Here is a 12,621-nt window from a genome sequence, read left to right as displayed (position 1 = left end):
GTCAAATGCCGTTGAGCATCGATGCCGAGTCGCCATCGACGGCGGGTAGGCCTTCGAGAAATGCCCTGACTTCCCGTTTTCCACGCAAATGCAGCACCGGTACCTGCGGCCCGGCCTTCTGGCGAACGGCTTCGATGCCTTGCCGATAACCACGGTCGAACGTCCACACGAACTTGAGAAACGCCATGTCGAGCTTTTCTTCACAGCCATCGGCACGATCCGGGCGAGGCTGGTTACGCAGCAGGCGCAGCAGTACCCGCATAAAGCAGGTAAGCCGCGGGGTGTCGAGCCAGATCACCAGGTCGGCACGTGGCAGGCGCAGGTCGAAGGTCCGGCGCGCATAGTTGCCCTCGCAAACCCAGGCATCGCCGGCGACCGCCTCGCGTACACGGTCGCGAAACTGTTCGGCGTCCGGCTCGGCCTAGCCGGGCTCCCAGAACAGCTTGTCCAGGTGCCCAACAAGCGGGCGAGGGTGGACTTGCCGCTGCCACCGTTACCGAGGATGACGATTCGTTGCATGGGGACTCCCTGTCGCAAGCAAACCGTCGATTTTATCCCTGTGTGCACAGACCTACAATTGGTCATGCCTCTCCGGATAATCGGTCTTCAGGTCTTACCTGCGTAATCGAGTCATCGTTCACTGTTGCTGGCTTTGCCGGTTGCGGTGTGCGCACCTTGTTCGCTATTCCAAAGGGCACATGCACCATCGGCAGATCCCCCGCAGCCGAGAACAAGTGACTGCGCTGGTCATCGAAGAACATGTGCGGCTTTAGAATCGACAACACCCGGTCTTTCTCCATCCCGCCAAGGAAGAACGACTCATCCGGCGACACCCCCCAGTTCTTCAGCGTCGTCACCACCCGCTCATGGGCCGGCGCATTGCGTGCCGTGACGATCGCGATACGCAGGATGCGCTTGTACGCGGGGTCTTGCGCCAACTTGCGGTCTTCCAGTTTGCGAATCAGCGACAGCTTGCGGTACAGGTCCGCCAGTGGCCCCGGCTGGTGCGGGATGGCCTTGCGGTCCCGCTCATGGGCCTGGAACTCATCCAGGTTCAGGCGCTGTTTATAGACGCTCTCCGCCTCGTCATCGGCAATCACGCCATCGAAGTCGAAGGCCACCCGCAACTCGGTGTCGATCTCGTCATCGTAGATCTTCGTCGGCAGCACCAGGCCCGCCGGGTAGTCGGCATCGATGGCCCGCTGCACATCGCCTTCATGGGCACTGAGAAACAGCGAGGCATTGAACGCCGGGATGTATTCGTAGGGTGAGCGGCCGGACATGAACGCGGCGCGGGTGATGTCCAGGTCGTAGTGATTGATCGAGCGGAACACGCGCAGCCCGGTTTCCGGCGAGTTGCGCGAAAGCAGCACCACTTCCACCGGCAGTTGCTCGGGGAAGGCCTTGTTGATGCTCAGGAAGCGGCGGATGAACGGGAAGGCCACGCCCTTGGGGAAGGGCACGTCGAGGTTCTTTTCCTGGTGCAGGCGATAGGCCTCGACACCTTCGTTCTGATAGATGTTGTCGGACACGGTCAGGTCGAACAGAGCGCTGGAGGCGACGCCGACGACGAGTTTCTGTTCGATGGGGTAGGGCATGGCTATATTCCTGAACCTGTGTCGGTCAATGTACGGTAAATAGCCAGGCTGGCCAAACCTCGGGAGGCCGGTCGGTGCCATCCTGGATGCTTCAGCAAGCGAATACAGGGAGCCCTGTTATCCCTGGTCTACCCTTAATCGATTCGAGCAGTCGGCGAGGTAACGACATGGCAGACACGGCAGCGCCGCCGTTTCTTTCCCGCAAGGAGCGCCTGGCCAGTGGCAAGGCACTGAGACAGCACACACCGTTCGAAGTACACGGCACCTGGAAGTCACCCGGCAGCCAGCGCGATGTCATCGCCATCCTGGAGGCGTCCAACCGCGACCGCCTGAAGGAGCTGGTGCCCATCCGCTACGGGCGCATGTTGCGTAGCCCGCTTGCCTTCCTGCGCGGCTCGGCTTCCCTGATGGCCCAGGACCTTGCCACGGGTCCACGCTCCGGTATCAACGTGCAGGCGTGTGGCGATTGCCACTTGCTCAATTTCGGCCTGTTCGCCAGCCCTGAGCGCAACCTGGTTTTCGACCTCAACGATTTCGACGAAACCTTGCCCGCCCCTTGGGAATGGGACATCAAACGGCTGGCGACGAGCTTTGTCGTGGCTGCCCGTGACCGCAGTACGCCGGCCGCCCATGCGCGCGACCTGGCTGTGGTCTGCGCGCGCGCCTACCGTGAGAGCCTGCGTGCCTATTCGAAGATGCAGCCCTTGGAAGTCTGGTACTCACGCCTCGACACCCAGACGCTGTTGGCGATGACCCCCAACGCCAAGGAGCGCAAACAGCTCGAGCGATTGTTCGAGCGTGCCCATAACCGTGGATCGGACTACGCCTCGCCGAAAATCGCCGAGCAGGTTGCTGGCCATCTGCGCATCATCGACCAGCCACCCACCATCCGTCATCTTGGTGACGCGGATTTCCTGGGCACCGTGCAGCAGAGCCTGAGCGAGTACCGCAACAGCCTGGCGGACGAACGCCGCGTGCTGTTCGACCGCTACCAGCTGGCCGACGCGGCCTTGAAGGTGGTCGGCATCGGCAGTGTTGGCACCCGTTGCTACATTGCGTTGATGCTCTCTGCCGATAACAGCCCGCTGATCCTGCAGTTGAAGGAGGCTGGCCGCTCGGTGCTGGAACCCCATGCGCCCAGGAGCCGCTACGACAACCATGGCCAGCGCGTGGTCATGGGGCAGCGCCTGATGCAGTCCTCCAGCGATATCTTCCTCGGCTGGATGCGCGGGCCTGGCGGTCGCGACTATTACGTCAGGCAACTGCGTGACATGAAGCTGTCGATGCCGGTCGAAGACGAGGACTTGACCCAGCTGGAGCGTTACGCCGCCATCTGCGGCCTGACCTTGGCGCGAGCCCATGCCCGATCGGGCGATGCAGCAACGATCAGCGGCTATCTGGGCAAGGACGACGCCTTCGAGCAAGCCCTGGGCAACTTCGCGCAGCTGTATGCCGATCAGACCAGGGATGACCACGCGGTGTTGGTCAAGGCAGTAAAGGCCGGGCGCGTGAAGGCAATGATCGAGGGCAAGTGACGGATGCATCCGCAACGGGAACGCAATATGGCCGACGCCAACAAAATCAAAAACTCTCGCCTCCCCATTCTGCAGGGCCTGTTGCCCTTGAACCCGAAGCAGATCCCCGCTGAGGTGGTCGCAGGCCTCACCCTGGCCGCACTCGCAATCCCGGAGGTAATGGGCTACACGAAGATTTCCGGCACACCCGTCGTCACCGGCCTCTACACCATGCTGGTGCCCATGGTGTTGTTCGCCATCTTTGGCTCATCGCGGCACCTGGTGGTGGGCGCCGACTCGGCAACCGCTGCCATTCTTTCGGCAGCATTGGTCGGGATCGCTGCAACCGGGTCGGATGAATACCTGGCGCTTGCTCAACTGCTTGCCTTGATGGCTGCCGGCCTGTTGCTGCTGGCCCGGCTGGTGCGCCTGGGCTTCATGGCGGACTTTCTGTCACGCACCGTGCTCGTCGGCTTTCTCACCGGTGTCGGGCTCCAGGTCGCCCTCGGCCAGTTGGACGGCATGCTTGGCCTGCCAGCGGCAGGCCATGGTGTGCCTGGCAAGCTCTGGTCAACGCTGCAGCGGCTGGACCAGCTCAATTGGCATGCCGTCGCCGTGGCAGTGCTGGTGCTGATCGTGATCCTCGGAAGCCGCAAACGCTCGCGCAAGATACCCGGGGCGCTGATCGCCGTGGTGGGCGCCATCGCGCTCAGCTGGCTGTTCGACTTTGCCGCTTACATGCCGGTGCTTGGCCCGGTGCCCAGCGGGCTTCCGCACATCGGCTTGCCCAAGGTGCAGTGGAGCCTGGACCTGCTCGGCCAATTGTTGCCGACGGCGTTTGCCATGTTCGTGGTGATACTGGCCCAGAGCGCGGCGACCTCGCGGGCCTATGCCTGCCGCTACAACGAGTCGTTCAGTGAAAACACCGACCTGGTCGGCTTGTCGATCGCCAACGTCGGTGCCGCGCTGTCGGGCACCTTCGTGGTCAACGGCAGCCCCACCAAGACGCAGATGGTCGATAGCGCCGGCGGGCGAAGCCAACTGTCGTTGCTGGTGACTGCATTGGTCGTGCTGTTGGTGCTGCTGTTCCTCACCGCGCCGCTCGCCTATCTGCCGGAGCCCGTCCTGGCTGCGCTGGTGTTCATGATCGGTATCGAGCTGACCGACTTCAAGCACCTGAAGAACATCTACAGAGAGCGCCGCAATGAATTCTGGGTCGCCCTGATAACCCTCGTTACCGTGGTGCTGGTGGGGGTGAAGGAGGGCATCATCCTGGCCATGCTGCTGTCCATCATCGACCACCTGCGCCGGGGTTATCACCCGAAGAACGTGCTGCTGGCCACTGCCGAGTCCGGGAAGCTGCAACCAGTGGTGTTGTCCAGTGGCGCCCAGGCGCGGCCGGGGTTGCTCATCTATCGCTTCACCCACAGCATCTACTACGCCAATGCCCGCCAGTTGAGTGAAGAAGTCACGCAATTGGTGAAGCAGGCAACGCCCGGTTTGCGCTGGTTCTGTATCGACTGCTCGGCGATCGATGATGTCGACTATTCAGCCGCGGAAACCATCCGCAGCCTGGCGGCCACGTTGAAGGCCGAGGGGGTGCACCTGGTGCTGGTCAATGTCATGTCGGATGTTGCCGACCACTCCCGCTACTACATCAAGCAACTGCTGGGTGAGCAGGCGATCTTCCCGCAGCTGGATGATCTGCTGGCTGCCTACGAGCGTCATGTGCAGGAGCCCGCATGAATTACCGGTCGTTACTTCTCCATCGGGCGGGCTACAACGCCTGATAGCGCCCCTCGAAGTCACTCGCCAGCTGCTCCAGGGTCACGCTCCCCAGGCGCTCCAACAGCAACGCCTGCGCCGCGTCGAAGGCATCGGTCAGCGCCGCATTCACCGCCTGTTCCACCAGGCACTGCGGGTGGTCGGTCGACAGCCCGATGGCGAAGATCGACGCGCCGCCCAGGGCCTCATGGATATCCAGCAAGGTGATGTCGGCCAGCGGCTTGGCCAGCGTCCATCCGCCCCGGTGCCCCTTGACCGAGCTTACGTAGCCTTGCTCCTTGAGCAGGGCCATGGTCCTGCGCACCACCACCGGGTTGGTCCCGAGCATTTGCGCGATGGTTTCCGAGGTGGCGGGTTTGTCGTGCCGGGCCATGTGGATCAGCACGTGCAGCATGCGGGACAGGCGGGTGTCGTTTCTCATGGGCAATCGGCATTCGGGAGATACCGGGCAGCCTCACACGAAACAACAAAGGTTACAAGACCATTGACGCATTGCCTTCATGTAACTTACGTTGTGTCGTGAGTTCCATGAGCGGGTCTTTGGCCCTGGGAGATTGAGCAAATGTTCGACGTGATCATTGTGGGTGGCAGCTATGCCGGTGTTTCTGCGGGGTTGCAGCTGGCGCGGGCGCGCCGCAAGGTGCTGGTGATTGATGCAGGCGTGCGGCGCAACCGTTTCGCCCACAGCTCCCATGGCTTCCTCGGCCAGGATGGGCGTAACCCCGGTGCAATTGCCGAAGAGGCGCGTGACCAGTTGCTGGCTTACCCGACCGTGCAGTGGCTGACCCAGTCAGCGGTTTCGGCAGTGAAGGAGGGCGGCGAATTCGTCGTGGGCACAGCAGATGGCGCACGATTCAGTGGGCGACGCTTGATTCTGGCATCCGGTGTGGTGGATGAGTTGCCTGCGATCCCTGGCTTGGCGGAGCGCTGGGGCCAGAGCGTGTTCCACTGCCCGTACTGCCATGGCTACGAGCTCGATGGCGGGCCGATTGGCGTGCTGGCAGCTTCGCCGGTGGCGATCCATCACGCCATGATGCTGCCCGACTGGGGGCCGACCACGTTCTTTCTCAATGGCGTGTTCGAACCCGATGCCGAGCAGCTGGCGCAACTGCAACGGCGTGGTGTGCAGCTGGAGCGAGAAGGCGTTGTAGCCGTGGAGGGAGAGCGCCCCAATGTGACCCTTGCCAGCGGCCGCGTGGTCGAATTGGCGGGGCTGTTCACCCAACCGCGCACGCGCATGGCCAGCCCGTTGCCGGCGATGCTCGGCTGCGCGTTCGAAGACGGGCCGATGGGGCCGTTCATCAAGGTCGATGCGCTGCGTGAAACCAGTGTGCCGGGGGTTTTTGCCTGTGGCGATGCGGCAGTAGCGGCTGGCAATGTGGCGATCGCGGTGGGCGAGGGCGCCAGAACCGGTGGCGCGGCTCATCACTCATTGATCTTCCGCTGACGCGCTTGGATGTGGGAGCGGGCGTGCCCGCGAACGATGCGACGCGGTGGATGGCACCGGCTTCGCCGGTGTTCGCGGGCGAGCCCGCTCCCACAGGGGCCGCGTCAGATGCTAAAGGGTTGCAAGCCAGTCCCTCATCGACCCCATCTATCAACCCATCCACCCTATCAATTTGACTGCGACATTCTGCCTCAGTAACGTGCGCGGCTCTTCGTTGTAGCCCCAGAGACCACCCGTTTTGCCTTCCCCCTGAACCACCCCCGCATTATCCCGCAACCCGTAAATTCCTGACTTCCGGCATGCCTCTGGGCGTGGCTGTTGTCCCTGCGTTCGAGTTTCTGAAATGTCTGTCAATGCCCCCTCCCGGATCACCGAGCTCGTCATCGAAGCCGGTGCCAAGAAAGCCCTATTGCCTACCCGCGCGTTGCTCATCCTCGGCTTTCTCGCCGGCGGCTTCATCTCGATGGGCTTCATCCTGTCCATCCATGTCAGCGCGATGATCCCCGGGCAATGGGCTTCGCTGGGCAACCTGCTGGGCGCTGCGGTGTTCCCGATTGGCCTGATCCTGGTGATCCTGGCCGGGGGCGAGCTGCTCACCGGCAACATGATGAGCCTGCCGCTGGCCATGTTCGCCGGGCGCATTCGCCCGGTCGCCGTGGCGCGCAACTGGCTGCTGGTGACCTTGGCCAACCTGCTGGGTGCACTGTTCGTGGCGTACTTCTTCGGCCACCTGCTCGGCCTGACCGAGGGCGCCTACCTGGACAAGACCGTTGCAGCCGCCACCAGCAAGGCCAGCGCCGACTTCGTCCATGCCTTCGTCTCCGGCATCGGCTGCAACTGGCTGGTGTGCCTGGCGGTGTGGCTGGCCTTTGCCAGCCGTGAGATGAGCGGCAAGATCCTCGGTATCTGGTTCCCGATCATGGCCTTCGTCGCCATCGGCTTCCAGCACGTGGTGGCCAACATGTTCCTGATCCCGGCGGCGATCTTCGCCGGTTACCTGAGCTGGGGCGCGCTGATCGAGAACCTGGCCGCGGTGTTCCTCGGCAATGCGGTGGGCGGGGCGATCTTCGTCGGCCTGGCGTACTACGTGTCGTTCGGCGTTCCAGCCCAGGAGCAGATGACGGCGCAGTAACTGCGGCGTATCGCTCCTGCACATAGGCTGTTGTTCGCGGGGGCTCAGAATGACCCTTGCAGCGTCACCATGAAGTTGCGCGGTTCGCCATAGAAGTTGCCCCATGCTGGCGCGCCAATGGTGGCGTAGTACTTCTTGTCGAACAGGTTGTTGCCGTTGAGTGCAACGGTCCAGTGCGGGTCGATGCGGTACTGCACGCGGCCGTTCCACAGGGTGTAGCCCGGCTGGGCCACCTTGGTGCTGCCGGTCTTGCGGAAGTTCTCGCTCTGGCTGTTCAGCCCCGCGCCCAGCGTCCAGCGTTCCAGTGCGCCGTCGAGCTGGTAGTCACCCCAGACCTTGAGCATGTGCCGCGGTATGAAGCTGGAGGTAAAGGTCAGCTCGGTCGGGTCGGTGTCGTTGATGGTTTTCAGGTACTTGGTCTGGGTGTAGGTATACCCGGCGAGCAGTTGCAGGCGTTCGATCGGCGCGCCGCTGATCTCGGCCTCGAAGCCCTGGGCGCGGACCTTGCCGCTGTCGGTGTAGCAATAGCCGTCACCCGAGCCCAGGCAGGTGTCGGCGTAATCGGTTTCGGCGCGGTGATCTTCGACAGTGCGGAACAGGTTGAACGCAGTGTTCAGTGCGCCATCGAGCAGTTCACCCTTGATGCCGATTTCGTAGTTGGCGCCGGTCTTCGGCTGCAAGGCCTGGCCCTGGGCATCCACCAGGTTGCTCTGCGGCTGGAAGATGTCGGAATAGCTGGCGTAGGCGGTCCATTGCGGGTTGAGGTCGTAGAGCACGGCGGCGAACGGCGTGACCTGGCCGTTTTCCTCGCTGCGATTGTGCACCCAGTAATCGTAGGCCTGAGTGTAGGAGTCGCTCTTGTTGCGGTACCAGCTCACCCGCGCACCGAGCACCAAGGTCAACGGCTCTGCCAGCTTCAGGCGCAGGTTGGCGTAGGTGCCGTATTGGGTGGTGGTGGAGTCGGTCGGCTCGCTGCCACCGCGGATCGGGTTGACCAGATAGTCTGCCGAGGACGGGTGGGGGAAGTTCGCCGACGGATCGAAGGGGTTCTGGCTGCCGCTCAGCGACATCAGGGCGAAGTAGTCGTGGGTTTTCTGGCGGCTGGCATTGGCACCGATGATCACTTCGTGCTGCAGGCCGAAGGCGTCGAATTTGCCATCGACATAGCTATCGAAGCCGTAGTCGGTCTGGTCGTAGTCGAAGTTGCCGGCATAGCGTTTCATGCTGGCACTGGTGGCACCGACCGGGACCGTACCTTCGGAGTAGCCGTACTCGATGTCCTGGTCGTTATGGGTGTAGACCGAGGCGAAGTTCAGGGTCCAGTCGTCGTTGAAATAATGCTTGAGGTCGGCGAAGCCGGTGACACGCTGGCTTTGCTGGCTGTTCCAGCTGGCACCCAGGCAGGTGGAGCGCGACAGCTTGAGGTCGCTGCCGTCGGCGTAACGCGGCAGGCCATGGTAGCAGGGCGAGGCATCGACATCTTCATAGGCCAGGCCTACGCCCAAGGTGGTGTCGGGCGTCACATCCCAGTCGAGGGCGCCGTAGTACACCTGGTCCTGGCGGTCGGCATGGTCGTAGAAGTACTGGCGGTCCTGCACGGCGGCCACGGCGCGGCCGCGCACGGTGCCCGAGTCGTTCAGCGGGCCGCCCACGTCCACCTGGCTGCGGTAGTTGTCCCAGGTACCGGCGGACAGGGTCAGTTGGGTGGTGGCCTTGTCCTGGCCGCGCTTGCGCACGAAGTTCACGCCGCCGGCCGATGAGCCGGAGCCTTTCATCATGCCGGCCGCCCCCTTGAGCACTTCCACCCGGTCATAGAACGCCATGTCGCTGGAGAAGCTGTTGGCCTGCACGTAGTTGCCACCCACGTCCAGCGGCACACCGTCGTACTGGTACTGGCCGTCGAGGTTGAAGCCACGCGAGTAGAAGTACTTGCCGCCCATGGGCGAGTCGTACACGGTGATGCCCGGGGTCTTGTCCAGTACCTGTTCGAGGGTGTTGAGGTTCTGGTCGTCGAGCATCTTGCGGGTCATTACCGTGACCGACTGTGGCGTTTCCTTCAGCGTGTGCACGCCTTTGCCAATGGTCACCGCGCGGGCGGTGTACGACTGGGTGCCTTCGCTGGTTGCATCGAGCCGGTTGGCATCGATGTTCAAGGGCCCCAGTTCCATCGCCGCGTCATCGCTGGCCGGCACCAGGACATAGCCGCCATTGCCCAGGCGCCGGGCCTGCAGGCCGCTGTTGCCGAGCAGACGGGCCAGGCCTTCGTCGATGCTGTAGCTGCCCTCCAGGCCATTGCTGGTCAGGTGACGGGCCTGTTCGGTATCGAACGAAATGGTCACGCCGGCCTGGACACCGAACTGGGTGATTGCGTTGCCCAGCGGCCCGGCGGGCACATGGTAGGTGGTCTGGCTCTGGGCCAAGGCATTGCCGGGCATCAGCAGCAGACCGGGGGCGCTGGCAAGGGTCAGGCCGAGCACCACCCGGCGTACGGCGTGGCTCAATGTGCTGGTTGGGGTGGGGTGAACATGGGGCATTGCGTGATCCTTCCGTGTCATGGCAGAAAGTCGCTGTCGTCGCGGCTTGTGTCAGGGACGGACGAGAATCGAAATCAGCAAGGTTCGCAGTGAAGTTTTTTCCACAGGCGATTCAGGCGGGTTCCACACTGACCCAGTAACGGCTCAGGTAACGCACCCGTACGGGCAGGGTCTGGTCGAGGTTGGCCAGGGCAATGTCGGTATCGTCGATGCGAAATGCCCCAGAGATGCTCAGCGAGCGTATCGACGCGGCACAGCGCAGCACCCCGGGCCGGTAGCGCCCCAGTTCCTCGATGAAGTCAGCCAGGCGCCAGTCGTTGACGCTGAGCATGCCGTGCTGCCAGGCGGTCGAGTCGGCGGGCAGGGGCAGGGCGGGGCTGATGTGGTTCTGGTCGAAGCTGGCCTGTTGCCCGGCGTGCAGCTGCAGCAGGCGCTCGAGGTGGTGCTGCGGCCGCACCTCGACAGCAGCCTGCAGTACGCCGACGCGGGTTTGCCCCGGCAGCTTGCGCACGCTGAATTCAGCTTCCCGGGCAACGATGCTGCCGTCATCGGTATGCACGATGAAGGGCCGCTGCCGAGGGTCATGGGTGACCCTGAGCAGCATCTCGCCACCGTACAGTTGGATCGTTCGCAGATGCTGGTCAAGGCGAACGTCGAGTGCGGTGTCGACGTTCAACTCCAGGTGCGAGCCGTCTTCCAGTTGCATCGAACGCCGTTCGCCAGTGCCGGTGCGCTGCTGGGCGAGCAGGGCGCGATAAGGCAGCTGATCGGCGGCCAGCCAGCTGCCGCCGCCCATGGTCAGCAGCAGGCCCAGCACTTTCAGCACGTCGCGGCGCTGCGCCTGGGCGGCACCGAGGCCTTTCAGCGCTGCCTGTGCAGGCACCCGTGCCCACTGTTGCTGGAGCTTCTCCACCCGCGCCCAGGCCGCGGCATGCTCCGGGCTGGCTTCCAGCCACTGGCGCCAGGCGTGGGTGCGGGCAACGTCGTTGGCACCGTCGTTGAGTTGTACATACCAGGTGGCGGCGGCTTCGAGGGTCTTGAGCTCCAAAGGGGTCAGGCCTCGACCAGCAGCAGGCAGCGGGTCATGGCGCGGACCAGATGGTTTTTCACCGTGGTCACCGACACCTCGAAGCGTTCCGCCGCAGCCGCATAGGTCAGCCCCTCCAGTTGCACGGCAAGGAAGATATCGCGGGTGCGCGCCCCCAGCTCGTCGAGCAGGCTGTCGATCGCGACCAGCATTTCGATGATGGAAAGGCGGATTTCCGGTGATACCTCGACAGGTTCCGGGCGCAACGCCAGCGCTTGCAGGTAGGCTTGCTCGATGGCGCGGCGGCGCACCTTGTCGATCAGCAGCGAGCGGGCGATGGCGCTGAGGTAGCTGCGCGGCTCACGGATCGGCAGTTGGCTGCGCGCCGTCATTACCCGCAGGAAGGTGTCTTGGGCCAGGTCGGCCGCATCGGCGGCATTGCCCAGGCGCATGCGCAGCCAGTGCTTCAGCCAGCCGCAGTTTTCGCTGTACAGCCGATGAATAGCTGCGTCATCGAGCGCCGACATAGAGACCAATCCATAATCTAACTGGGAATTGTTCGCATTGTTGCGGCGCAGGTCTGCAATTGCAAGTGCTGTCAGCGGGTTGCTTTCAACGCTTGCGGGTTGGCGACGTTCTTCGGCGCCCCTTCGGAAAATGCCAGCACATTGTCGAAGGCATCGCCGAAGTACAGCTCATAGCCGTTCTTTTCCACATAGCCCAGGTGCGGCGTGCTCAGCACCCGCGGGTGCGTGAGCAGGGGGTGGTTCGGCTCGAGTACCGGCTCCTGTTCGAATACATCCACTGCGGCGAAGCCCGGCCTGCCGGCGTCGAGTGCCTGCAGCAGGGCCCCGGGTGCAATCAGCTCGGCGCGGCTGACATTCACCAGCAGGGCATCAGGTTTCATCCGCGACAAGTCGTCGAAGGTCACTCCATGGCGTGTGGTATCTGACAGCCGCAGGTTAAGGCTGACGATATCCGCTTCGGCAAAGAACGCCTTGCGTGATGTCGCCGCCCGGTGCCCATCCGCCTCGGCCGCTGCCCGGCTGCCGTCGCTGCCCCATACCAGTACTGGCATGTCGAATGCCTGGGCATAGCGCGCCAGGCGCTGGCCGATCTTGCCGTAGCCCCAGATCCCCAGTACCTGGCCGGCCACCGCCTGGCCCAGGTTGACCTGCCAATGGCCTTGCTTGAAGGCTTCGATCGCCGGTACCAGCTGGCGGCGGGCGTTGAGGATCAGCGTCCAGGCAAGCTCGGCCGGTGCCACTGGCGAGCCGCGGCCTTCGGTCACGAAGATGCCGCGGGCCGTGCAGGCTTCCAGGTCCAGGTGGCCAGCGACCTTGCCGGTCTGGCTGATCAGCTTGAGGTTCGGCAGCCGGTCGAGCAGGGCAGCATCGATGCGCGTGCGTTCGCGGGTGAGGACCAGGGCGTCGGCGTCGGCGAAGCGGGTGGCCAGTTCGTCCAGCGAGGCGGGCTGCCTGTCGTGAAACACGCTCACTTCATGCCCGGCCAGGCGCTTGAAGCAGTCGAGTGAGCGGATTACATCCTGGTAGTCATCGGGAATGGCAATGCGCATGTCGATCA

The 12,621-nt window shown here is 63.5% G+C and carries 9 protein-coding genes and 2 pseudogenes; 4 read left to right on the top strand and 7 right to left on the bottom strand.

Annotated elements, in window-relative coordinates:
• Window position 1: 1 nt before the first annotated feature.
• Window positions 2-519 (bottom strand): annotated as a pseudogene (locus J7573_RS01275) (AAA family ATPase).
• Window positions 520-581: 62 nt separating this feature from the next.
• Window positions 582-1,598, bottom strand: coding sequence for a 5'-nucleotidase (locus J7573_RS01270; RefSeq protein ID WP_294324349.1), 1,017 nt, complete (start codon window positions 1,596-1,598; stop codon window positions 582-584).
• 167 nt (window positions 1,599-1,765) lie between these two features.
• Between J7573_RS01270 and J7573_RS01265 the strand changes: the two genes are divergently transcribed.
• Both J7573_RS01265 and J7573_RS01260 read left to right on the top strand, forming a co-directional pair.
• Complete coding sequence (locus J7573_RS01265; protein WP_294324347.1) at window positions 1,766-3,133, top strand: DUF2252 domain-containing protein; 1,368 nt, start codon at window positions 1,766-1,768, stop codon at window positions 3,131-3,133.
• An 87-nt stretch (window positions 3,134-3,220) separates the two neighbouring features.
• Entirely contained in the window at window positions 3,221-4,858 is a 1,638-nt protein-coding gene (locus J7573_RS01260; RefSeq protein ID WP_294324344.1) for a SulP family inorganic anion transporter, read from the top strand.
• Window positions 4,859-4,889: 31 nt separating this feature from the next.
• On the opposite strand, the gene J7573_RS01255 is transcribed toward J7573_RS01260, so the two are convergent.
• Entirely contained in the window at window positions 4,890-5,318 is a 429-nt protein-coding gene (locus J7573_RS01255; RefSeq protein WP_294324341.1) for an Rrf2 family transcriptional regulator, read from the bottom strand.
• A gap of 91 nt (window positions 5,319-5,409) precedes the next feature.
• On the opposite strand from J7573_RS01255, the pseudogene J7573_RS01250 reads away from it, so the two are divergent.
• Window positions 5,410-6,344, top strand: a pseudogene (locus J7573_RS01250) (NAD(P)/FAD-dependent oxidoreductase).
• A 343-nt stretch (window positions 6,345-6,687) separates the two neighbouring features.
• Window positions 6,688-7,476: a formate/nitrite transporter family protein gene (locus J7573_RS01245; RefSeq protein ID WP_294324338.1), complete on the top strand. Its 789-nt coding sequence runs from the start codon at window positions 6,688-6,690 to the stop codon at window positions 7,474-7,476.
• A 44-nt stretch (window positions 7,477-7,520) separates the two neighbouring features.
• On the opposite strand, the gene J7573_RS01240 is transcribed toward J7573_RS01245, so the two are convergent.
• The 4 genes from J7573_RS01240 to J7573_RS01225 all read right to left on the bottom strand — a co-directional run bounded on the left by J7573_RS01240 (window position 7,521) and on the right by J7573_RS01225 (window position 12,613).
• Window positions 7,521-10,010 (bottom strand): TonB-dependent siderophore receptor, encoded by a 2,490-nt coding sequence (locus J7573_RS01240; protein WP_294324335.1) that lies wholly within the window; start codon window positions 10,008-10,010, stop codon window positions 7,521-7,523.
• 112 nt (window positions 10,011-10,122) lie between these two features.
• Window positions 10,123-11,058, bottom strand: coding sequence for a FecR domain-containing protein (locus J7573_RS01235; RefSeq protein WP_294324332.1), 936 nt, complete (start codon window positions 11,056-11,058; stop codon window positions 10,123-10,125).
• A gap of 5 nt (window positions 11,059-11,063) precedes the next feature.
• Window positions 11,064-11,564 carry a sigma-70 family RNA polymerase sigma factor gene (locus J7573_RS01230; RefSeq protein WP_294324330.1) on the bottom strand — a complete coding sequence of 167 codons (501 nt, stop codon included), beginning with the start codon at window positions 11,562-11,564 and terminating at the stop codon, window positions 11,064-11,066.
• Window positions 11,565-11,635: 71 nt separating this feature from the next.
• The gene (locus J7573_RS01225) at window positions 11,636-12,613 is read right to left on the bottom strand and encodes a D-2-hydroxyacid dehydrogenase family protein (RefSeq protein WP_294324326.1); all 978 of its coding nucleotides are present in this window, start codon (window positions 12,611-12,613) and stop codon (window positions 11,636-11,638) included.
• Between the last annotated feature and the right edge of the window lie 8 nt (window positions 12,614-12,621).

Origin of the sequence: Pseudomonas sp. (genome assembly GCF_017744435.1) — a bacterium.
GTDB lineage: Bacteria > Pseudomonadota > Gammaproteobacteria > Pseudomonadales > Pseudomonadaceae > Aquipseudomonas.
Note: the sequence above shows the minus strand (reverse complement) of the source record. Positions and strands in the feature narration are given on the sequence as shown.

Bases quoted from the DNA above. Each gene is read 5' to 3' on its own strand.
- J7573_RS01270 (WP_294324349.1), bottom strand. From the start codon at position 1,598: ATGCCCTACCCCATCGAACAGAAACTCGTCGTCGGCGTCGCCTCCAGC.
- J7573_RS01265 (WP_294324347.1), top strand. From the start codon at position 1,766: ATGGCAGACACGGCAGCGCCGCCGTTTCTTTCCCGCAAGGAGCGCCTG.
- J7573_RS01255 (WP_294324341.1), bottom strand. From the start codon at position 5,318: ATGAGAAACGACACCCGCCTGTCCCGCATGCTGCACGTGCTGATCCAC.
- J7573_RS01245 (WP_294324338.1), top strand. From the start codon at position 6,688: ATGTCTGTCAATGCCCCCTCCCGGATCACCGAGCTCGTCATCGAAGCC.
- J7573_RS01240 (WP_294324335.1), bottom strand. From the start codon at position 10,010: ATGCCCCATGTTCACCCCACCCCAACCAGCACATTGAGCCACGCCGTA.
- J7573_RS01230 (WP_294324330.1), bottom strand. From the start codon at position 11,564: ATGTCGGCGCTCGATGACGCAGCTATTCATCGGCTGTACAGCGAAAAC.
- J7573_RS01225 (WP_294324326.1), bottom strand. From the start codon at position 12,613: ATGCGCATTGCCATTCCCGATGACTACCAGGATGTAATCCGCTCACTC.